Below are 19,687 nucleotides of genomic sequence, written 5' to 3' on the forward strand. Positions count from 1 at the left end.
CGACGCCGCCGCCAGCGCCAGCTCGATCCGCCGCTCCCGCAGGGCGTCCCGGTGCGGCCGCGCCCAGTCCTCGTGGCGGTCCTCCGGCAGCAGCTCCCCCTGGCCCGCCGCGAGGACGCTCTCGAGGAGCCGGAGATCCGTGGAGGTGCGGGCCGCACGGGCCCTCCGCAGGAAGTCCTGCACGTCGACGAGGACGGGTCGGCCCGGTGCGAGCTGGACGAGCTCGTGGCGCAGGACGACGCCGTGGTCGACACCGACCGTGCCGAGGGCGCGGCGCGCGGCGTGCAGGACCTGGTGGAGGTTGTTGCGGACGGCGCCGTCGCCGTCCGGCCACCACATCTCGGCGAGCCGGTCCTGATGCACGCGCCGCTCCGGGTCGAGGGCGAGCAGCTTCACGAGGGTGCGCGCCTTCCGGAGCCGCCACGCGGTGTCGCCGACCCGCCGGTCGCCGACGCCGACCTCGAAGCGGCCCAGAAGCCGGATCGCCAGTGCCTCGTCCACCCGTCCGCCCCTCTCCGCACCTCGCGAGGCGTGGGGCGAGTCTGCTCGGCACGGACCGACGCGGCAAGGATGCTCTCGCCTGCTGCCGACGACGGCCGCGGCCCGTCGCACACCGTGGCGGACGACCGGGTCCGGCTCAGGCGGCGGTGACGAAGCCGACCAGCAGGAACACGTTCAACGCGATGATCATCGCGGCGACGACCACCGCGGCGGCCGTCGTCAGCCGGTGGTTGACGAGCGGGCCCATGAGGTCGCGGCGGCGGGTGAACAGCACCAGCGGCACCAGCGCGAACGGGATCCCGAACGAGAGCACGACCTGGGACCACACCAGGGCCTCGGTGGGTTCCACACCGAGGCCGAGGACGACCAGGGCCGGCGCCAGGGTCAGCACGCGGCGCAGCAGCAGCGGGATACGGCGACGGAGGAAGCCCTGCATGACGACCTGGCCGGCGTAGGTGCCGACGCCCGAGGAGGCGAAGCCGGAGGCCAGCAGCGCGATCGCGAACGCGAGAGCCGCCCACTCGTCGACGGCGGCCCCGAGACCGGAGTACACGCCGGCGAGCGTGTCGGTCCCGGTGAGGGTCGAGCCGGCGAACACCGCGGCGGCGATGAGCAGCATCGAGGCGTTGATGAGCCCGGCGGTGCCCATGCCGACCAGGACGTCGAGCCGGGTGGTGCGCAGGATGAAGCGTTGCCCCTCGAGGGTGTCCGCGCGCAGCCGACGCTGGGTCAGGGCGGAGTGCAGGTAGATCACGTGCGGCATCACGGTGGCGCCGAGGATCCCGGTGGCGAGCAGCAGGCTGTCGGTCCCGGCGAACCGGGGCACCAGGCCGCTCACCGCGCCGGCGCCGTCGACGTCCACCCGGAACAGCGTGGCGAACAGGCCCACGAGCACGACCAGGAACAGCACGACGATCGCGCGCTCGAACGGCCGGTGCCCACGGCTCTGCAGGGCGAGCAGGCCGAACGCCACGATCCCGGTGATCAGACCACCGGTGAACAGCGGGATCCCGAACAGCAGCTGGAGGGCGATCGCCCCGCCGAGCACCTCCGCCAGGTCGGTGGCGACGGCGACCGCCTCGGCCTGGACCCACATCCCCCAGCTCACCGGGCGGGGGAACCGCTCGCGGCACAGCTCGGCCAGGTTCCGGCCGGTGGCCAGCCCGAGCTTGGCCGACAGCATCTGCACGAGCATGGCCAGCAGGTTCGCCGCCACGATCACCCACAGCAGCAGGTAGGCGTACTGCGAGCCCGCCGCGAAGTTCGTGGCGAAGTTGCCGGGATCGATGTATGCGATCGCCGCGACGAAGGCCGGCCCGGCGATCGTCAGCCGGGTCCGCAGACCTGCGCCCCGCCGGCGCTTCCCGCTCCCGGGGCGGTCCGGCCCGTCCATCCCGCCAGGGTAGGCATGGCTATCGCTGCGTGATAGCCGGGGCTCCCACCCCCGTTCGGACGATGGGCCTCGGCGCCGACTCCTGGGGGTGAGAACGGCGGAGAGGCCGGTGTCCCCGTCGAATGGACACCGGCCTCCGCCGACCGTCGGGACGACAGGATTTGAACCTGCGACCCCTTGACCCCCAGTCAAGTGCGCTACCAAGCTGCGCCACGTCCCGGCCGCCCCCGTGAGGGCTCGATCAGCCTACCGCACCGCCGATCGACTCCCTGCACCGGCCCGGGATCCGGCTCCCCCCAACTCGTCCGCGAACCCACTCGCCGAGGCCACACGGTGGGGCACCACCGTGCCGGCCGGGACCAGTCTCGTTCGGCGGGCTGCGGTGCACCACCGCCATCGGTCGCCCCACGGGGGCGACTTTCGTGGGTACCGGCCGGTAACCCGCCCTCGACCAGGAACCCCGCCGACGAGCTCGAGACGGGCGGCGTGCCGGACCGATCAGGCGACCGGGAGGGGCCCGGTGCCGGTGCCGGGCTCGGCCCCGTCGTCGGGTGCGTCGCGACCGGGGCGGACGCGGCGCTGCCCGTGCGGCGGCGTCGCCGGTGCGAGGGGCAGCTCCGCGCGCACCCGGAAGCCGCCCGCGTCGGGCCCGCAGAGGAGGTCGCCGCCGACGGACGCGACCCGCTCGGCGAGCCCGGTGAGACCCGCTCCCCCGGCGCCGAAGGATCCCCGCCCCGGGCGTCGGGCCGGCCCGTTGACGACCTCCACCCGGATCCGGTCGGTCGCGCGCCAGTCGATCTCGACCCGCACGGCGGACCCGGGACTGTGCCGGGCCGCGTTGGTCAGCGCCTCCTGGACCACGCGGTAGATCGCCTGGTCCGGTGCCACGGGCAGGGTGCGGCCGGTGCCGAGGGCGGCGAGCTCCACGTCGAGGCCGGTGTCCCGGGCCCGGTCGACGAGCTCGCCGACACCGCGGGCGACGGCCGGTGCCGGCCCCACGAGGCCGAGCGCGCTGCGCATCTCCGCCAGCGCCTCCTTCGCGTGCGTGCGGAGGAGGTCCGCGGCCTCGCGGGTCCGCTCCTCCTCGGCCGAGGCGGACAGCGCCGCCGCGCCGACGGCGATGAGCGTGGCGTGGTGACCGACGGCGTCGTGCACCTCGCGGCCGATCCGGGCCCGCTCCTCGGCCCGCGCGGCGCTCTCCCGCGCGGCGAGCGCCGCCCCCCGGGCGTCCTGCAGCTCCCGCAGGCTCGCGGTCAACCGCTCCCGGGTGGCCGTGAGCAGGCCGAACCCGAGCGGGCTGCCGGCCGAGAGCACGGCGAACACCACCGTGAGGATCACCGACTGCCAGGTCAGGACCTCGCGGTACAGCACCGGGACCACCGCGGCGAGGACGACCAGCACCAGCCACGGCACGGTCGCGCCGAGCCGCGTTCGGCGCCCGAGGGTGAACAACGCCACGATCTGGGCGGGCCAGCCCAGCCCGCCCCCGATCGCGCACAGCGACCCGACGACGGCGAGCCACGGGCGCACGTGCCGCAGCGGGAGCAGGGCGCACCCGACCAGTCCCGCGGTGACCGACCAGACGTACGGGCCCGGGGCGGAGAGCAGGACGAACACCGCCGGCAGGCCGACCGCGAGGACCTCGACCCCGAGCCGCCACAGCGGACCGCCCCGCCGGACCGCCGTCGCGACCCGCCGCATCAGGCGCCCCAGCTCTGCGCGAGCAGCGCCGCCTGGACCCGGTTCTCGGCACCCAGCTTCACCAGCAGCGCCGACACGTACTTCTTCACCGTCGCCTCGGCCAACCCGAGCCGGCCCCCGATCGTCGCGTTCGACTCCCCGTCGGCCAGCAGCCGCAGCACCTGGGTCTCCCGCAACGTCAGGTCCGCCGGGCGCGGCGGGACGGGCGCGGGTTCGGGCACGAGCCGCGGCAGCAGCCGCGCGGTGATCCGGGGGTCCAGGACCGCGCCGCCGGCGGCGAGGTCGAGCACGGCGCGGATGAGCGCCTCGGGCTCGGCGTCCTTGAGCAGGAACCCCTGCACCCCGATCCGCAGTGCCTCGGTGACGTACTCGTCCAGGTCGAAGGTCGTGAGCACGGCCGCCGGGACGGCGTCGGGGCGGGCACACAGCACCCGCAGCGCGTCGAGGCCCGACCGACCCGGCATCTGCACGTCGGCGAGCACGACGTCCGGCCGGTGCCGGTCGACGGCGGCGATCAGCCCCTCCCCGTCGGCCACCTCCCCCACCACGACCACGGTGCCCCGCGCCTCCAGTACGGTATGCAGACCCGCCCGGAGCAGCGCCTCGTCGTCCGCCAGAACGACACGGACGGGTCCGGTCGGACCGCTGGGGGAGTCAACGGCCATGCGACGAGGGTAGTCGGTGCGGCTGCGCCGCCAGGAGGACGCGCGCGGCGGCCCCCTCAGCGGCGCTTGCCCCTGCGGTCCCGCTTCTCGCGCACCCGCACCGACAGCCGGATCGGCGAGCCCTCGAAGCCGAACTCCTCGCGCAGCCTCCGCTCCAGGAACCGGCGGTACCCGGCCTCCAGGAAGCCGCTCGTGAACAGCACGAACGTCGGCGGCCGGGACTGCGCCTGAGTGGCGAAGAGCACCTTCGGCTGCTTGCCGCCGCGCACCGGCGGCGGCGTCGCGGCGATCACCTCGGACAGCCAGCCGTTGAGCCGGCCGGTCGGGATTCGCTGGTCCCACGAGGCGAGCGCGGTCCGCATCGCCGGCGCGATCTTCGACGTGGCCCGGCCGGTGAGTGCGGAGACGTTGACCCGCTCGGCCCACCGGACGCGGACGAGATCACGCTCGAGCTCGCGCTTCATCGCGAGCCGGCGCTCCTCGTCGACGAGGTCCCACTTGTTGAACACGATCACGAGCGCCCGCCCGGCCTCCTCGACCATGGACAGCACCCGCTGGTCCTGCTCGGAGATCGGCTCGCTCGCGTCGAGCAGCACGAGGGCGACCTCGGCCGCCTCGATCGCGGCCTGGGTGCGCAGGCTGGCGTAGTACTCCATGCCGCTGGCGGTCCGCACCCGCTTGCGCAGGCCGGCGGTGTCCACGAAGCGCCAGATCTCGCCGTCGAGCTCGACGAGGGAGTCGACCGGGTCGACGGTGGTGCCCGCGACGTCGTGCACGACCGAGCGCAGCTCCCCGGAGACCCGGTTGAGCAGGGAGGACTTGCCGACGTTGGGCCGGCCGACCAGCGCCACCCGGCGCGGCCCCCCGGCGGTCGCCCCGAAGGTCTCCCGCGGGGTCTCGGGCAGGGCCTCGAGGATCGCGTCGAGCAGGTCGCCGGAGCCGCGGCCGTGCAGGCCCGACACCGGGTGCGGTTCGCCGAGCCCCAGCCCCCACAGCGCGGCGGTCTCGGCGACCGCACGCTCATCGTCGACCTTGGTCGCGGCCAGCAGGACCGGCCGGTCGGAGCGGCGCAGCACCCGGGCGGCCGCCTCCTCGACCTCGGTCGCCCCCACCCGCGCGTCGACGACGAGCAGGATCGCGTCGGCCGTGCGCATGGCCAGCTCGGCCTGCGCGGCGACCTCCTTCTGCAGCCCGACGGCGTCGGGCTCCCAGCCGCCGGTGTCGACGACGGTGAACCGCCGCCCGTTCCACAGCGCGTCGTAGGACACGCGGTCACGGGTCACGCCGGGGATGTCCTGCACGACCGCCTCGCGGCGCCCCAGGAACCGGTTGACCAGCGTCGACTTGCCCACGTTGGGCCGGCCGACGACGGCGAGGACCGGCGCCGGGCCCTGCTCGCCGGAGCCCTCGCCGCCCTCGCCGAACTCGTCGTCGGCGGCGGCGAACTCGTCGGGGTCGAGCCCCAGCTCCGCCATGGCGGCGCGGTCGCCGCCGGTGATCGTGTCGTCCATCAGGCACTACTCCGCATGTTCGTGGCTCGTCTCGCGTCGAGGTCCGCGACCAGCGCGGCGAGCGCGCCGCGGAGGGTCTCGGTGGCCGCGGCGAGCTCCGCGCGGCCCCTCCCGGTCGGGGGCGGCAGGGGCTCGCCCACCAGTACGTCCACCCGCGGGCGCCACCGCCGCCCGCTCCCCTCCGGCCGGCGGGTCCCCCGGCAGACGACCGGGAGGACCTGCGCGCCGGAGGTGCGGGCCAGCCAGGCCGCGCCCTGCTGGGCCGCGGCGACGTCACCGCTGCCGCGCGTGCCCTCGGGGAACACCCCCACGAGCCCGCCCCCGCGCAGCACGCCGAGCGCCGCGGTCAGGGGGGCCCGGTCGGGCTCGCCGCGCCGCACGGCCAGCTGCCCGATCCCGCGCAGCCCCCTCCCCAGGATGCCGGTGAACATCTCCTGCTTGACCAGGAACACCGAACGCCGCCCGAGTAGTCCGAAGAGCAACGGACCGTCGACGAGCGCGCTGTGGTTCGCGACGAGCACCACGGGGCCGGCCGCGGGGATCCGCTCGCGATGGTGGACGTGGACCCGGAGCACGGGGCGGAAGCACCATGCCCCCACCCAGCGGGCCAGGTCGTGCAGCCTCGGGTCGGCGCCGGCGGGGAGGTCGGCCGGGGCACCGGCCGGGGTGGTGCTCATGTGACGAGCCCACGCTCCCGGACCAGCCGCAGGAGCTCCACCAGCACGGCGTCGACGGACAGGTCGTCCGTGTCGACGACGAGCGCGTCGGCCGCGGCGTGCAGCGGCGAGGTCTTGCGCGTCGAGTCCAGCCGGTCGCGGCGCTGGACGTCGGCGAGGGTCGCGGCGGGGTCGGTGAGCCGGCCCGCCCGGGCGTCCTGCCGGCCGCGGCGCGCGGCCCGGACCTCCTCCGAGGCGGTCAGGTAGACCTTCAGCTTCGCCTCGGGCGCGACCACGCTGCCGATGTCGCGGCCCTCGACCACGATCCCGCGTCCCCGCCCGAGGGCGCGGTCGATGTGCTCCCGCTGCCGGGCGACGAGCGCCGTCCGCACCTCCGGCACCGCGGAGACCGCGGAGACCGCCCTGGTCACCGGCTCGTCCCGGATCTCGGCCTCGACGTCCTCGCCGGCCAGCAGGATCCGGGGCGCGGACGGGTCGGTGACCGACTCCAGCTCCGCCGCCGTCGCGACGGCGGCGATCCGCCCCGGGTCGCTGTCGGCGGTGAGCCCGGCCCGCAGGCAGGCCAGCGTGGCGGCCCGGTACATCGCGCCGGTGTCGAGGTAGGCGGCGTGCAACGTGCGGGCCAGCCGCCGCGAGACGGTCGACTTGCCGGTGCCCGAGGGCCCGTCCATGGCGACGACGTCGTTCAGGACACCGTGGTCCGTCGACCCGGTCGCCGCCGTCGACGCTGTCGACGCTGTCGGCCCGGTCATGCCTCACCCCTCGTGCAGCGGTATTCCAGGCCCCGCCGGAACCTGGTGACCTGGCGCGGGCCGTCGACCATTGTGCCTGGCACGGGGTGCGGCTCCCCGACCCCCCTCGGCGGCTGCGGAGCCGGGGCCTCAGGAGGGCAGGTCGCGGCGCAGGGCCGCGGCCCCGCGCAGGTACACGTGCCGCAGATCGGCCCGGGCGAGATCGGTCTCGACGTGCGCGAGCAGCCGCAGCACCCGGGGCATCGCCCCGGGCACCGCGATCTCGGTGGCACACATCAGCGGCACGTCGGTGAGCCCGAGCAGGCGCGCGGCGTAGGCCGGGAACTCCGCCGTGAGGTCCGGCGTGGCCGTGAAGAGGATCGAGATGACGTCGTCGCTGGTGAGCTCGTTGCGTTTGAGCACGGCGCCGACCAGCTCGGCCGAGCCCTCGAGGATCTCCTCGCGGGAGTCGCCGTCGACCTGGATCGCACCGCGGATCGCCCGGACCGCCATCCCGCCCCCTACAGCCCGACGGCCTTGTAGAGCGAGCCCACCTCGGTCTGGTTGAGCGGGCGGAGCTTGCCGGGCCGCTGGTCGCCGAGGCGGACCTCGCCGACGGCGGTGCGGACCAGCCGCTGGACCGGGTGCCCCACCTCGTCGAGCAGCCGGCGGACGACGTGCTTGCGGCCCTCGTGGATCACCAGCTCCACCATCGAGCGGCCGGGCAGCGAGTCGACCAGCCGGAACGAGTGCACCCGGACCGGCCCGTCCTCCAGCTCGATGCCCTCGCGGAGTCGCTTGCCGACATCGCGTGCGACCTGGCCCATGACCTCGGCGACGTAGGTCTTCTCCACCTCGAACGACGGGTGCATCAGCCGGTGGCCGAGCTCGCCGTCGTTGGTCAGCAGGAGCAGGCCCTCGGTGTCCTGGTCCAGCCGCCCCACGTGGAACAGACGCCCGGCCTGGTTGAGCAGCTCGGTGCGCTGCATCACCAGGTCCCCGACGCAGGGCCGGCCGCGGTCGTCCGACATCGTGGAGAGCATCCCGGCGGGCTTGTTCAACGCCAGGTACACCTGGTCGTCCCGCAGCTGGATGCGGGAGCCGTCGACGTGCACCACCGCCGTGGCCGGGTCGATCCGCCGGCCCATCTCGCGCACCACCTCGCCGTCGACGGCGACCCGGCCGGCGGCGATGAGCTCCTCGGCCGCACGGCGCGAGGCCACGCCGGCCTGGGCCAGCACCTTCTGCAGCCGCACCCCCTCGGCCTGTGGGGAGGGGGCGGGGTGGGACGGGCGGTTCATGCTGCGGTCCTTCGGGTCCTGCTCACGGTCCTGCTGGGGGTCCTGCTCACGGTCCTTCTTCTCACAGCTCGTCGATCGCGTCGATGTCCGGCAGCAGCGGGGCCAGCGGGGGCAGGTCCTCCAGCGAGGACAACCCCAACCGCTCGAGGAAGAGCTCCGTGGTGCGGAACAGGGTGCCCTGGGTGGGCCCGTCCACGCCGGCCTCCTCCACCAGACCGCGCGTGAGCAGCGTACGCAGGACGCCGTCGCAGTTCACACCGCGTACCGCGGCGACCCGCGCCCGGGTGACGGGCTGCCGGTAGGCGACCACCGCGAGGGTCTCCAGCGCGGCCCGGGTGAGCTTGGCCCGCTGCCCGTCGACCAGGAAGCGCTCGACGTAGGGGGCGTAGAGGTCGCGGGTGTGGAAGCGCCAGCCCTCCCCCACCCGACGCAGGTCGATGCCGCGGCCCTGCTCCCGGTAGCTCTCGGCGAGCCGCCGCACCGCCCGCTCCACCCGGTCGACGGGCTGGTCGAGGGCGGCGGCGAGGGCCTGCTCGTCCGTCGGCGAGTCGACGACGAGCAGCAGCGCCTCCAGCGCCGCGGTCAGCTCGTCCTCGCGGGCCAGGCCGGGGAGGCCGTCGACCTCGAGGGCGGGGTCGGCGTCCGGGTCAGGTTCCGGGTTCGGCAGGGTCACTGATCGGCTCACTCGGGGTGGTCTGGGCGGGGGTCCAGCGTACGGTCAGCTCGCCGAACGGCTCCGGCTGCTCCACCTCGATCACCCGCTCCCGGTACAGCTCCAGCACGGCCATGAAGCGGGCGACGATCTCGATCGGCGCGACGCAGTCCGCGGTGAGGGCCGCGAAGGTCGCCTCCCCCAGCTCGGCGAGCCGCTCCCGCAGGATCGCCATGTGCGCCGGGACGGACACGTCGTGCTGGTGGATGTGGTCGGTGCCGACCACGGGCGGGGGCTTGGGCCGGAACACGCTCGCCGCGAGCTCGGCGAACGCGGTGGCGTCCATCCCGAGCAGGACCTCGGGCAGCAGGCCCTCGAACCGGGGCTCCAGCGCCACCGACCGCGGGAACCGGCGCAGCGCCGTCTTCTCCAGCTCCGCGAACAGGCCGGCGACCTGCTTGTACGCCTTGTACTGCAGCAGCCGCGCGAAGAGCAGGTCCCGCGCCTCGAGCAGGGCGAGGTCGTCCTCGTCCTCGACCTCCGCGGCCGGGAGCAGCCGGGCGGCCTTCAGGTCCAGCAGGGTGGCCGCGACGACGAGGAACTCGGTGGTCTCGTCGAGGTCCGCGTCGTCGCCGAGCGCCGCGAGGTGGGCGATGAAGTCGTCCGTGACCTTGTGCAGCGCCATCTCGGTGACGTCGAGCTCGTGCTTGCCGATGAGCTGCAGCAACAGGTCGAACGGGCCCTCGAAGTTGACCAGCCGCACCGTGAAGCGGGGCCTTGCCTCCGGGTTCCCGGAGGCGGCTCGGTCGTCGGCCAGGGTCACCGGGCGATGACCTCGCGGGCCAGCATGCGGTAGGCCTGCGCGCCGCTGGAGCTGGGCGCCCAGGTCGTGATCGGCTCACCCGCGACCGTGGTCTCGGGGAAGCGGATGGTGCGGTTGATGACGGCGTCGAACACCAGGTCCCCGAAGGCCTCGACCACGCGCTGATGGACCTCCCGGGTGTGCACGGTGCGCGAGTCGAACATCGTGGCCAGGATGCCGATCAGGTCGAGGTCGGGGTTGAGCCGGTCCTTGACCTTGTCGATGGTGTCCATGAGCAGCGCGACGCCGCGGAGGCTGAAGAACTCGCAGGCCAGCGGGATGAGCACGCTGTCGGCGCAGGCCAGGGCGTTGATCGTGAGCAGGCCGAGGCTGGGCTGGCAGTCGATGAGCACGACGTCGTAGCGGTCGAGCACCCCTTTGAGCGCCCGGCCGAGCGCCTGCTCGCGGCCGACCTCGGTGACGAGCTGGACCTCGGCCGCCGACAGGTCGATGTTGCTGGGCAGCAGGTCCATCCCGGCGACCGAGGTCTTGAGGATGACGTCGTCGGGCTCGACGCCGCGGTCCATCAGCAGGTTGTAGATGGTCGCGTCGAGCTGGTGGGGCTGCACGCCGAGCCCCACGGAGAGCGCACCCTGCGGGTCGAAGTCGACCAGCAGCACCCGCCGCCCGTACTCGGCGAGCGCGGCCCCGAGGTTGATCGCGGACGTGGTCTTACCCACGCCGCCCTTCTGGTTGGCCACGGCGATGACGCGGGCCGGCCCGTGCTCGGTGAGCGGGGGCGGCTCGGGCGCGCCGACCCGGGGCCGTCCGCCGTACGTCGGGGTGTCCTCCGGGTCCGGCTCCACCGTCGGGTCGTAGTCGGGCCCCGCACCGTCCCCGTGGGGTGCTGTCTCCATGCGGGCTCCGGTCTCCTCGTGTCGAAATCCGGTGTCGGTACCCGGGGTGTCGATCCCCGTGAAGTCGATTCCCGTGGAGTCGATCCCCGCGGAGTCGGTCACCGAGTACCGATCCCTGCCGTCTCCCGTGGCGGGTCCTACCTCGGGCGCAGAGTAGGAACCCATGTGCGGGCGCGGCAACGCGCCACGCCCGGGCGTCTCGAACTTCCGGTCGACCTCACCGCACGCTAGCCCACCCGGAGCAGTGCCTCCCTGGCGGGGCGAGGCCCGGCGGGGGCCGGGCCGCCCGGTCGACGGCCGGGGGTCCCCGCCCGGGGACAGGCGGACCGGGCGGCGCAACGTCGACACGACTGACTGGAGGTACTCGCGGCGGATCCTCGGACGAGGCAGGAGGCCGGCGGGGCGGGGGTACGCAGCTCCGGGTGGTGCAGGACCCCGGCGTCCGCGCCGCCGAGGTCGCACGCGAACAGCAGGAGCGGTCACCGCGTCGCGGTGGTCCGCTCCGGCGTGCCCTCCACTCGGCGGACCCCGGCACCGGGGTGAACACGGGCGGCCGGCCGGCCGGCCGCGCCGAGTACGCCTCGGCGAGGTCGGCCAGGAGGGGGCGTACCGAACGGTCGTCGATCGCCATGCGGTGCACCACCAGGACGAGCAGGTGCTCCTCGTGGGCGACGCGCAGCAGCGCGGCGCGGGCGGCCCCGCACCGGCCAGGTCGGCCGGAGCGGCGACGAACCTGGCGACGGCGGCCTCGCCGGCGGAACTGCTCGTCGGTCAACCGTGAGGGTGCCCGTGCTCGTCGTGGTCGTCGTCGAAGTCGACGACGCCCCGCTTCCAGTAGCCGGTGACGTCGCTGTCCCCCGGGCCGAGCCCGAGGTCGTGCGTCACCCAGCGGCGCAACGGCCTGAGCGTCGTCGCCTCGCCGGCGAGCCAGACGTAGAGTCGTTCCCCGTCCGGGATCGGCACCGCGCGGACGGCGCGCTCGAGCAGGTCCGACCGCCCGGCCGGCACGTCGCCGCGGTGCAGCCACCGCACCTCGACGTCCTCCGGCGCCGCGAGCGGGATCTCCTCGGCCGCGTCCCGGACCTCGACGAACGCCCACCCGGCGGCCGTGCGGGGCAGTTCCTCGAGCCAGCGCGCGACCGCCGGGAGCGCGGTGATGTCGCCGGCGAGCAGGTAGCGGTCGTAGGCGTGCGGGACGATCAGGCCGCCGGGCGGCCCGGCGACGTGGATCCGCTCCCCCGGCCGCACGGCCTCGGCCCAGTCCGAGCCCAGTCCGCCGGGGTGGAGCGCGATGTCGAGGTCGATCTCGCCGGCCTGCGCGTCGTAGCGGCGGACCGTGTACTCGCGGGAGACCGGGAAGGGCCGGGGCCAGTCGAGCATCACGCCGTGCTCCACGGGTAGGCGCAGGGTGCCGTCCTCGTCCGGGAAGATCAGCTTGACGTGCTCGTCCGGCGAATGGCTCTCGAAGCCGGCATGGCCCTCGCCGCCGAGGGTCACCCGGATCAGCCCGGCGCCGATCCGCTGCGTCCCGCGGACCTCCATCTCCCGGATCCGGATCGGGTACGGCACCTTCGCCGCCACGGTGCCGGCCCGCACCTCGGTGAGCCGCTCGTGGTGGCGGGCGCGGTCGTCCGTCCTCCTCACGCCGCCCCCGCGCCGTCCATCGCCACGCGCAGCGACCGCGGCCGCAGGTCCTGCCAGTGCTCCTCGATGTAGGCCAGGCAGGCCTCGCGCCCGTCCGGCCCGAACACCGACCGCCATCCCGCGGGGATCTCGGCGAAGTCCGGCCAGAGCGAGTGCTGCTCCTCGTCGTTGACGAGCACGCGGAAGGTGCCCTCGGGGTCGTCGAACGGGTTGGTGCTCACGCGCTCCCTCCGATCAGCGTCTCGATCACCACTGTCCAGTGGCCCAGCTCGGGCTGCTCGGCCAGGTCGGGGAACTCCAGGTCGGCGGCGCCCGCGGCGCGCCACCTCTCCACCAGCGACATCAGCCGCACCGAGTCGAGGCCGCGGTCGAGGAGGTCCTCGTCCGGGTCGATCTCGGCCGGGTCGCAGGCCAGCAGCTCGGCGACGTCGGCGCGGAGGCGGTCGGCGGTGAGCGTGCTCGGGGTGGTCATCGGGCGGCTCCGGCGGGGACGGCGGCCAGCGCGGCGAGCACGTCGGCCGTGGTGGTCAGGGCCCCGCAGCGCTGCGCGACGTACTCGCAGGCCTGGTCGTGCCGCGTGCGGGAGAAGTCGGCGACGCCGTCGGCCACCAGGAAGGGGGCGACGTCGCGCATGAAGGCCTCCAGCGCCGTGGCCTGGCAGCCGATGTGCGCGTAGATGCCGGTGATCAGCAACTGGTCGCGGCCCGCGGCGGTGAGCCGCTCGGCGAAGTCGCTGCGCTGGAAGGCGCTGTAGCGCCACTTGGTCAGGACGGTGTCGGCGGCCGCGGGCGCCAGCTCGTCGACGACCTGCTCGGCCAGCGGGTCGGCGTCGATCACCGCGCCGATCCCGTCGCCCCAGAACTCGGTGAGCAGGCCGCGCTCCGCGGTGGCCTGCCGGCCGGGCTGGGCGGTGTAGAAGACCGGGACGCCGCGCTCGCGGCACGCCTCGATCAGCGCCCGGACGTTGGCCGTGACCTCGGGGATCGGCGCCCCGGCGTACGGCGCCAGGAAGTAGCGCTGCATGTCGTGGACGAGCAGCGCGAACCGGTCGGGATCGGGCTGCCAGGCCACCCGCCCGGCGGGCAGCTCGGCCGCGCCGGGCAGCGCGTAGGCGGGGATGCTGGGCAGGGACACGGTGCTCACCCCTTCTGGTCGGACGCGAGCTCGGGGGCGAGCCCGGCCAGGGCCGCCCGCAGCTCGCGCTTGCTGGTCTTGCCGACCCCCGTGACCGGGAAGGCCGGGACGATCTCCACGAGGTCCGGCACCTTGTACGCCGCGATCCCGCGCTGCCGCACGAACCTCCGCAGCTCCGGTGCCGTCGGCGTGGCGCCCTCGGCAGGCACCACGTAGGCGCAGGTCCGCTCCCCGAGGTACTGGTCGGCCACGGCGACGACGGCCGCGTCGAGCACCCCGGGGTGGGCCATGAGGTGGTCCTCGACCTCCTCGGCCGCGACCTTCTCCCCGCCCCGGTTGATCTGCTCCTTCGCGCGCCCCACGACCTCGATGTGCCCGGAGGGGTTGCGGCGCACCAGGTCCCCGGTGCGGTAGAAGCCGTCGGCGGTGAAGGCGGTCGCGTTGTGCGCGCCGGCGCGGTAGTAGCCGCGGATCGTGTACGGGCCGCGGGTGAGCAGCGTCCCGGTCTCCCCCGGCGGCACGTCGCGGTCCTGCTCGTCGACCACGCGGATCTCGTCGTCGAGCGAGATCGGCCGGCCCTGGGTGCTCAGGACGAGCTCCTCGGGGTCGTCGAGCCGGGTGTAGTTGACCAGGCCCTCGGCCATCCCGAAGACCTGCTGCAGCGTGCAGCCCAGCGCTGGGCCGATCCGTGCCGCGAGCTCGCGCCCGCACTTCGCCCCGCCGACGAGCAGGACCTCCAGCGACGACAGATCGCGCGTGGTGCGCGCCGCCGCCTGGACCCAGGCCGCGGCCAGCGGCGGAACCACCCCGGTGATCGTCACGCGCTCCCGCTCGATCAGCCGGAAGGCGGTGTCGGCGTCGGGCCGCGGGGCGAGCACCGACGCCGCCCCCGCGTGCAGCGCGCCGAGCACCCCCGGTGAGCTCAGCGGGTAGTTGTGCGCCACCGGGAGCGCCGCGAGGTACACGCCGTCCGGTCGCAGCCGGCAGATCCGGGCGCTCTCCCGGACGCTGTAGAGGTAGTCGTCGTGGGTGCGCGGGATGAGCTTCGGCAGTCCCGTGCTGCCCCCGCTGAGCTGCAGGAACGCCACGCCCTCCGGGTCCGGGTCCGGCAGCTCGCGCGGCGGGGTGGCGGCCAGCTCCGCCCACTGCGGGGTGTCGACGACCAGGACGTGTCGCACCGACCGCACCTCGTCGGCCACCGCGCGGGCCGTGGCGGCGTGATCGTGCCGCTCGTGCACCCCGACCGTGACGATCGCGGCGGCCTCGGTCTGGTCCGCGAAGTGCCGCAGCTCGGAGGTGCGGTGCGCGGGCAGGGCGAACACCGGCCATGCGCCGGCCCGCCACAGCCCGAAGATCACCGCGAGGAACTCCGGCACGTTGGGCAGCTGCACGACGACCCGCTCGCCCGGCCGGATGCCGAGGCCGGCGAGCCCCGCGGCGATCCGGTGGGCCCGGTCGTCGAGCTCGGCGAAGGTCCATCTCGTCTCCTCGCCGATCACCGCCGGGCGGTCGGCGTAGGCCTCCGTGAGGCAGGTGAGCACCGCGCCGAAGGTCTGCCCGCGCCAGTACCCGGCGGCGCGGTAGTGCGCGGCGACCTCGGGCGGCCAGGGCGTGTGGTCCAGGTCGGGCAGCGGGGAGCCGGTCACTCGTCCTCCATCCCGATGGCGCGCAACAGGGTCCGGAACTTCGCGCTCGTCTCGGCCAGCTCGGCCTCGGGACGGGAGCCCTCGACGATCCCGGCCCCGGCGAAGAGCCGGACGGTCCGTTCGCTCACCTCCGCGCTGCGGATCGTGACGACCCACTCGCCGTCACCGTCCGGCCCGGTCCAGCCGACGAGGCCGGTGAAGTAGCCGCGGTCGACCGGCTCGAGGTCGGCGATCACCGCGCGCGCCTCGGGCACCGGCACCCCGCAGACCGCGGGTGTCGGGTGCAGGGCCTCCGCGAGGCCGAGCGACGACACCGCGGGATCCGCCGGGTCCGGCAGCCGGCCGAGGATCCGGCTCGACAGGTGCCACATCGTCGGTGTGCCGATGACCTCGGGCTCGGCCGGGAGGTGCAGGTCGGTGCAGAACCGGCCGAGCACCTCACCGACCTGCGCGGCCACCAGGGCGTGCTCGCGGCGGTCCTTGTCCGACGCGCGGAGCGCGGCGATCCGACGGCGGTTCTCGGCTTCGGCCTCCGCCGACGTGCCGGGCACCCGCGGCAGCGAGCCGGCGAGCGGGTTCGCGACGACCTCGGTCCCCCGCCGCGAGACCAGCAGCTCCGGGCTCGCCCCGACCAGCGTGCGGGTGGCCGCGTCACCGGGCGCGGTGACGTCGACCGCGAAGGCGTGTGCGGTCGGGTTCGCCCGGGCCAGCCGGCGCAGCAGGGCGGGGACCGGCACCTCCTGCCCCGCGGTCAGCTCCAGCCAGCGGGCGAGGACGACCTTGCGCAGCCCGCCGTCGTCGATGAGCGCGAGGGCCCGTCGCACCCCGGCCTGGTACTCCTCGGGGGCGGGGTGCTGGCGCACCGCCCAGCCCTGCAGCGGCTCGGCCGGCCCCGGCTCGGCGGGCGGGGCCGCACCGAGCGGGGCCGCCCGCCGCACCACCGCCGGCACCACGAGGCTGGACTCCGCGTCGGGCCCGAAGCCGAGCGCACCGACGACCAGCGGGTCCCGCACGCCCGCGGTACGGGCCGCGTCGAGGGCGTCGGCGGCCGCTCCGGCGCGCGGACCGGCCCCGCCGCGGCCCCGATCGGCGGGTACCGGGGCGTGCACGCCGTCGGCGAGCAACGCTCCGCGGGTGGAGGAGTAGAAGAACGAGCCCGGGAGGTAGGCGGCGAGCAGGTCGGTCGCACGGTGCCGGGGTACGGGCCGGGCCGGCCGTTCCAGGGCTGGAGTCGACACGGATGGTTCCTCTCGTGGGGGAGGCGAGGGCGGACGGGGTTCAGGTGCCGAGGGTGGCGCCCCCGTCGACGGTGAGGGACTGCATCGTCACGTGGCGGGAGGCGTCGCTCGCCAGGAAGAGGACGACGTCGGCGACGTCGGCGGGATCGGCGATGCGCTGCAACGGGATCCCGAGGCGGTACTCGGCGGGGACGCCGGCGAGGACCCGGGCCCTCGCGGCCCTGTCGTCCGGGTCGGCCCTGTCGTCCGGGTCGGCCCTGTCGTCCGGGTCGGCCCTGTCGTCCGGGTGGGCGGGGTCGGCCCACATCCCGCGCAGCATCGGGGTGTCGGTGGAGCCGGGACACACGACGTTGCAGCGCACGTACGGGGCCAGCTCGAGGCCGAACGCCCGGGTGAGCGCGGCCGCGGCGGCCTTGGACGCGGAGTAGGCGCCCATCCCGGTGCGCGGGGTGGCGGCGGCGTTGGAGGCGACCGTGACGATCGAGCCGGCCCGCCGCGCGTGCATCCGGCGGCCGACGGCCCGCCCGGTGTTCCAGACGCCGGTGGTGTTCACGGCGAGGCTCTCGGCGAGCGCGCTGTCCGGCAGGTCCAGCACGCCGCCGGTGCGCAGCACGCCGGCGACGTTGGCCAGGGCGGCGATCGGCCCGATCTCGGCCTCGACGCGGTCGACCGCCGCCTCGACGGCGACCGGGTCGGTGACGTCCGCGACGAGCGCGATCGCGGTACCGCCGTCGGCGCGGAGCTTCTCCGCGGTGGCCTGCACGCCCTCCTCGCGGTCGACCAGCGCGACCGGGGTGCCGGCACGGGCGAACGCGGCCGCGACCGCGGCCCCGATCCCTTGCGCGGCACCGGTGACGAATGCGGTTCCGGTCATGTGGACACCTCCGGGTCGATCGGCTGCGGCTCGTTCGTGACCCGCCACAGCGCGCCGAGGACGCCGACCAGCAGCGCGGCGAGCACGACACCGCCCAGGCCGTAGACGAGCAGGGCGGTATCCGGGGCGAACCGGCGACCGAGCAGGCCGGCGAGGATCGACCCCACGGACGTCCCGACGACGACCTGGGCCTGCCAGAGGCTGGAGATCCGGCCGCGCAGCGCGTCGGGCGTGTTCTGCTGCAGCACCGCGAAGCGCAGGATGTCGGTGAGCGCGCGGCCGAGCCCGTGGCCGGCCAGCGCGAGGAACGCGACGACGGCGCCGCCGGCGAGGCCGAGCACCGCGATCCCGCCGCTCATCAGGGCCACCGACGCGAGCAGCGCGATCCCGCTGCGCCGGACCCGCCCGGTCCAGCCGCTGGTCAGCGAGCCCGCCACCGCCCCGACGGCGGGGGCGCCGTAGAGCAGCCCGAGGACCTGCGGGCCGGCGCCGAGGGTCTGGTCGACGTACGCGGGAAGCAGCACCATCGGCCCGCTGACCAGCATCGTCAGCAGCCCGACCACGAGCACCGCCCGCACGACGCGGTGGGCGGACGCGTAGCGGAGGCCGGTCGCGAGCGCGCGCAGCGGCTGCTCGTGGGTCTCCCCCGGTACCGGCGAGGGACCGATCCCGCGGATCAGGCCGACCGTGAGCGCGGTCGCGACGGCGGCGACGAAGTAGGTCGTGGCGATCCCGCCGGACGCGATGATCACCCCGGCGATCGCCGGGGACGCGACGGTCCCGAGGTCGGTGGTGAGCGCGGTGAGCGCCCCGGCCGCGGCGAGTTTGTCCCGCGGCACGATCGTGGGGACGACGGCCATCAGGGCGGTGCCGCTGACGCCGCCGGCCAGCCCGTCGACCGCCGACGCCAGGTAGACGACCGCGAGCGACGGCTCGGGCACCAGGGCGTTGGCCCCCAGGACGAGGAAGGCGAGACCGGCGGCGGACCGGGCCAGCTGGATGGTCCGCCGCCGCTCGAACCGGTCGACCAGCACGCCGCCACCGATGCTGCCCACGAACAGGCCGATGCCCGTCGTGGTCGCGACGCCCGCGACGTGCAACGAGGACCCGGTGAGCGCGTAGGTCTGCGCCGGGACGGCCACGACGAGCAGGCCGATCCCGAGCAGCGACACCAGCCGTGCCACGAACGCGAACCGGAACGGCCTGCTCGTCCGCAGCGGTGAGGTGTCGATCACCAGCCCACCGAGCCGCATGGGATCAGAACTCCTGGTCGATCACGGTCAGGGTGCTGGTGGCGCCGTCGAGGTCCGGCCGGTAGCTGGTGGCCGGCAGCTCGTGCACGGTGCCTGCCCGGAAGGCGGGCAGCGCGGCGTACAGCGGGTCCTGCTCCAGCTGGTCGACGGTGCGCCCGGACAGGGTGATCACGAAGAGGTTCGGGGCGTCGGCGACCTTGCCCAGCAGCTCCGGGCTCACCTCGAAGGAGTCGCCGCTGCCGTAGAGCTGCGGGTTGCCGGCCTTGGCCAGCACGCCGTCCATCGTGAAGCCCAGGGCGGCGAGCTGCTGGGGCAGGGCCGCGGTCTCGGGGACCAGGTACGGCTTCTCGTTGGGCAGCGACAGCAGGATGGCGGACGGCCCGGCGGGTACCTGGATCGAGCCCTTGACCTGCTCGAGCTTGTCGTCGTAGCCGTCGATCAGCCCGTCGACCCGGTCGCCGCGGCCCACGGCCCCGGCGACGACCCGCAGCTGCTCCCGCCAGTCCGAGACCGTCGGCGGCACGAGGACGGTGGGCGCGATCGCCGAGAGCTGGTCGTAGTTCTCCTTGGCCTGCACCGCGGTGATGCCCTGTCCGCCACCGATGATCAGGTCCGGCTCGGCGGCGGCGACGGCCTCGATGTTGAGCTGCTCGCCACCGGGAAGCTGCTGCGTGTTCGCCGCCCGCGCCTGGTCCGCCCAGGCGGGCGGGAAGCCGCCGTCGAGGTCGGTCACGCCGAGGACCCGGGTGTCCGTGGCGACGACGGGCGCGTCGACGGCGTAGAGGTAGCCGCCGAGCCCGCCGGAGAGGTTGACGATGCGCTGCGGTGAGGCCGGCACCTCGACCGGGCCCTGCTCGGTCTGGATCGTGCGGGGGCCCGCGGACGCGGACCCCGACGACCCCGACGACCCCGACGACTCCGACGACGGGGCCGACGAGCAACCGGCCAGCGCGACCAGCGCGGCCGTCAGCACTGTCAGTGTTCCCGGGGCCGTGACACCCCGGCGGCGGGGCGTCCGGAACAGCCTGGACATCAGTGGGTTCGGTC

General features: G+C 75.0%; 22 protein-coding genes and 1 tRNA gene. 1 reads left to right on the top strand and 22 read right to left on the bottom strand.

What is annotated here, in order from left to right; all coding sequences use genetic code 11:
• The 13 genes from ACL02T_RS31905 to ACL02T_RS31965 all read right to left on the bottom strand — a co-directional run.
• On the bottom strand, nucleotides 1-501 hold a 501-nt coding region (locus ACL02T_RS31905), incomplete at its 3' end, for an AfsR/SARP family transcriptional regulator (RefSeq protein ID WP_412834532.1).
• 136 nt (nucleotides 502-637) lie between these two features.
• Nucleotides 638-1,894 carry an Nramp family divalent metal transporter gene (locus ACL02T_RS31910; protein ID WP_412834533.1) on the bottom strand — a complete coding sequence of 419 codons (1,257 nt, stop codon included), beginning with the start codon at nucleotides 1,892-1,894 and terminating at the stop codon, nucleotides 638-640.
• Between the two features lie 146 nt (nucleotides 1,895-2,040).
• A tRNA-Pro gene (locus tag ACL02T_RS31915) sits at nucleotides 2,041-2,114 on the bottom strand.
• 278 nt (nucleotides 2,115-2,392) lie between these two features.
• Nucleotides 2,393-3,595 (bottom strand): sensor histidine kinase, encoded by a 1,203-nt coding sequence (locus ACL02T_RS31920; RefSeq protein ID WP_412834534.1) that lies wholly within the window; start codon nucleotides 3,593-3,595, stop codon nucleotides 2,393-2,395.
• On the bottom strand, nucleotides 3,595-4,260 hold the full coding sequence (locus tag ACL02T_RS31925; protein WP_412834535.1) for a response regulator: 666 nt from the start codon (nucleotides 4,258-4,260) through the stop codon (nucleotides 3,595-3,597). The genes ACL02T_RS31920 and ACL02T_RS31925 overlap by 1 nt, the downstream gene beginning before the upstream one ends.
• Nucleotides 4,261-4,316: 56 nt before the next feature.
• Nucleotides 4,317-5,771: a ribosome biogenesis GTPase Der gene (gene der, locus ACL02T_RS31930; RefSeq protein WP_412834536.1), complete on the bottom strand. Its 1,455-nt coding sequence runs from the start codon at nucleotides 5,769-5,771 to the stop codon at nucleotides 4,317-4,319.
• Nucleotides 5,771-6,448, bottom strand: coding sequence for a lysophospholipid acyltransferase family protein (locus tag ACL02T_RS31935; RefSeq protein ID WP_412834537.1), 678 nt, complete (start codon nucleotides 6,446-6,448; stop codon nucleotides 5,771-5,773). Before ACL02T_RS31935 ends, der begins: the two co-directional genes overlap by 1 nt.
• Entirely contained in the window at nucleotides 6,445-7,119 is a 675-nt protein-coding gene (cmk, locus tag ACL02T_RS31940) for a (d)CMP kinase (RefSeq protein WP_412834566.1), read from the bottom strand. Before cmk ends, ACL02T_RS31935 begins: the two co-directional genes overlap by 4 nt.
• Before the next feature lie 210 nt (nucleotides 7,120-7,329).
• A complete protein-coding gene (gene aroH / locus ACL02T_RS31945; protein WP_037038527.1) occupies nucleotides 7,330-7,692 on the bottom strand; it encodes a chorismate mutase in 363 nt (120 codons plus the stop codon).
• A gap of 8 nt (nucleotides 7,693-7,700) precedes the next feature.
• Nucleotides 7,701-8,480 carry a pseudouridine synthase gene (locus tag ACL02T_RS31950; protein ID WP_412834538.1) on the bottom strand — a complete coding sequence of 260 codons (780 nt, stop codon included), beginning with the start codon at nucleotides 8,478-8,480 and terminating at the stop codon, nucleotides 7,701-7,703.
• Between the two features lie 61 nt (nucleotides 8,481-8,541).
• Nucleotides 8,542-9,165 (bottom strand): SMC-Scp complex subunit ScpB, encoded by a 624-nt coding sequence (gene scpB / locus ACL02T_RS31955; protein WP_412834539.1) that lies wholly within the window; start codon nucleotides 9,163-9,165, stop codon nucleotides 8,542-8,544.
• Complete coding sequence (locus ACL02T_RS31960; RefSeq protein WP_412834540.1) at nucleotides 9,128-9,955, bottom strand: segregation and condensation protein A; 828 nt, start codon at nucleotides 9,953-9,955, stop codon at nucleotides 9,128-9,130. Before ACL02T_RS31960 ends, scpB begins: the two co-directional genes overlap by 38 nt.
• Entirely contained in the window at nucleotides 9,952-10,851 is a 900-nt protein-coding gene (locus tag ACL02T_RS31965) for a ParA family protein (RefSeq protein ID WP_412834567.1), read from the bottom strand. The genes ACL02T_RS31960 and ACL02T_RS31965 overlap by 4 nt, the downstream gene beginning before the upstream one ends.
• Nucleotides 10,852-11,485: 634 nt before the next feature.
• Here ACL02T_RS31965 and ACL02T_RS31970 point away from each other — a divergent pair.
• Nucleotides 11,486-11,632 (top strand): hypothetical protein, encoded by a 147-nt coding sequence (locus tag ACL02T_RS31970; protein ID WP_412834541.1) that lies wholly within the window; start codon nucleotides 11,486-11,488, stop codon nucleotides 11,630-11,632.
• On the opposite strand, the gene ACL02T_RS31975 is transcribed toward ACL02T_RS31970, so the two are convergent.
• From ACL02T_RS31975 to ACL02T_RS32015, 9 genes are read right to left on the bottom strand one after another with little or no spacing between them, the layout of a single operon-like run.
• A complete protein-coding gene (locus ACL02T_RS31975) occupies nucleotides 11,623-12,495 on the bottom strand; it encodes a siderophore-interacting protein (protein ID WP_412834542.1) in 873 nt (290 codons plus the stop codon). The two genes, ACL02T_RS31970 and ACL02T_RS31975, sit on opposite strands and share 10 nt — an antisense overlap.
• Complete coding sequence (locus tag ACL02T_RS31980; protein WP_412834543.1) at nucleotides 12,492-12,716, bottom strand: MbtH family protein; 225 nt, start codon at nucleotides 12,714-12,716, stop codon at nucleotides 12,492-12,494. The genes ACL02T_RS31975 and ACL02T_RS31980 overlap by 4 nt, the downstream gene beginning before the upstream one ends.
• Nucleotides 12,713-12,967 (bottom strand): phosphopantetheine-binding protein, encoded by a 255-nt coding sequence (locus tag ACL02T_RS31985; protein WP_412834544.1) that lies wholly within the window; start codon nucleotides 12,965-12,967, stop codon nucleotides 12,713-12,715. The genes ACL02T_RS31980 and ACL02T_RS31985 overlap by 4 nt, the downstream gene beginning before the upstream one ends.
• Complete coding sequence (locus ACL02T_RS31990) at nucleotides 12,964-13,629, bottom strand: isochorismatase family protein (protein WP_412834568.1); 666 nt, start codon at nucleotides 13,627-13,629, stop codon at nucleotides 12,964-12,966. Before ACL02T_RS31990 ends, ACL02T_RS31985 begins: the two co-directional genes overlap by 4 nt.
• A 5-nt stretch (nucleotides 13,630-13,634) precedes the next feature.
• Nucleotides 13,635-15,275 carry a (2,3-dihydroxybenzoyl)adenylate synthase gene (locus ACL02T_RS31995; protein ID WP_412834545.1) on the bottom strand — a complete coding sequence of 547 codons (1,641 nt, stop codon included), beginning with the start codon at nucleotides 15,273-15,275 and terminating at the stop codon, nucleotides 13,635-13,637.
• The gene (locus ACL02T_RS32000; RefSeq protein ID WP_412834546.1) at nucleotides 15,272-16,513 is read right to left on the bottom strand and encodes an isochorismate synthase; all 1,242 of its coding nucleotides are present in this window, start codon (nucleotides 16,511-16,513) and stop codon (nucleotides 15,272-15,274) included. The genes ACL02T_RS31995 and ACL02T_RS32000 overlap by 4 nt, the downstream gene beginning before the upstream one ends.
• 40 nt (nucleotides 16,514-16,553) lie before the next feature.
• On the bottom strand, nucleotides 16,554-17,387 hold the full coding sequence (locus tag ACL02T_RS32005) for an SDR family oxidoreductase (RefSeq protein WP_412834547.1): 834 nt from the start codon (nucleotides 17,385-17,387) through the stop codon (nucleotides 16,554-16,556).
• Entirely contained in the window at nucleotides 17,384-18,640 is a 1,257-nt protein-coding gene (gene entS, locus ACL02T_RS32010; protein WP_412834548.1) for an enterobactin transporter EntS, read from the bottom strand. Before entS ends, ACL02T_RS32005 begins: the two co-directional genes overlap by 4 nt.
• Nucleotides 18,641-18,644: 4 nt before the next feature.
• On the bottom strand, nucleotides 18,645-19,673 hold the full coding sequence (locus ACL02T_RS32015; RefSeq protein ID WP_412834549.1) for a Fe2+-enterobactin ABC transporter substrate-binding protein: 1,029 nt from the start codon (nucleotides 19,671-19,673) through the stop codon (nucleotides 18,645-18,647).
• Nucleotides 19,674-19,687 lie beyond the last annotated feature (14 nt).

The organism is Pseudonocardia oceanicola (genome assembly GCF_047200735.1).
GTDB lineage: Bacteria > Actinomycetota > Actinomycetes > Mycobacteriales > Pseudonocardiaceae > Pseudonocardia.

What these genes read in the sequence shown, in the direction of transcription:
- ACL02T_RS31910 (WP_412834533.1), bottom strand. Translation starts at nt 1,894, where the DNA reads ATGGACGGGCCGGACCGCCCCGGGAGCGGGAAGCGCCGGCGGGGCGCA.
- ACL02T_RS31920 (WP_412834534.1), bottom strand. Translation starts at nt 3,595, where the DNA reads ATGCGGCGGGTCGCGACGGCGGTCCGGCGGGGCGGTCCGCTGTGGCGG.
- ACL02T_RS31925 (WP_412834535.1), bottom strand. Translation starts at nt 4,260, where the DNA reads ATGGCCGTTGACTCCCCCAGCGGTCCGACCGGACCCGTCCGTGTCGTT.
- der (WP_412834536.1), bottom strand. Translation starts at nt 5,771, where the DNA reads ATGGACGACACGATCACCGGCGGCGACCGCGCCGCCATGGCGGAGCTG.
- ACL02T_RS31935 (WP_412834537.1), bottom strand. Translation starts at nt 6,448, where the DNA reads ATGAGCACCACCCCGGCCGGTGCCCCGGCCGACCTCCCCGCCGGCGCC.
- cmk (WP_412834566.1), bottom strand. Translation starts at nt 7,119, where the DNA reads ATGGACGGGCCCTCGGGCACCGGCAAGTCGACCGTCTCGCGGCGGCTG.
- aroH (WP_037038527.1), bottom strand. Translation starts at nt 7,692, where the DNA reads ATGGCGGTCCGGGCGATCCGCGGTGCGATCCAGGTCGACGGCGACTCC.
- ACL02T_RS31950 (WP_412834538.1), bottom strand. Translation starts at nt 8,480, where the DNA reads ATGAACCGCCCGTCCCACCCCGCCCCCTCCCCACAGGCCGAGGGGGTG.
- ACL02T_RS31965 (WP_412834567.1), bottom strand. Translation starts at nt 10,851, where the DNA reads ATGGAGACAGCACCCCACGGGGACGGTGCGGGGCCCGACTACGACCCG.
- ACL02T_RS31985 (WP_412834544.1), bottom strand. Translation starts at nt 12,967, where the DNA reads ATGACCACCCCGAGCACGCTCACCGCCGACCGCCTCCGCGCCGACGTC.
- ACL02T_RS32005 (WP_412834547.1), bottom strand. Translation starts at nt 17,387, where the DNA reads ATGACCGGAACCGCATTCGTCACCGGTGCCGCGCAAGGGATCGGGGCC.
- entS (WP_412834548.1), bottom strand. Translation starts at nt 18,640, where the DNA reads ATGCGGCTCGGTGGGCTGGTGATCGACACCTCACCGCTGCGGACGAGC.
- ACL02T_RS32015 (WP_412834549.1), bottom strand. Translation starts at nt 19,673, where the DNA reads ATGTCCAGGCTGTTCCGGACGCCCCGCCGCCGGGGTGTCACGGCCCCG.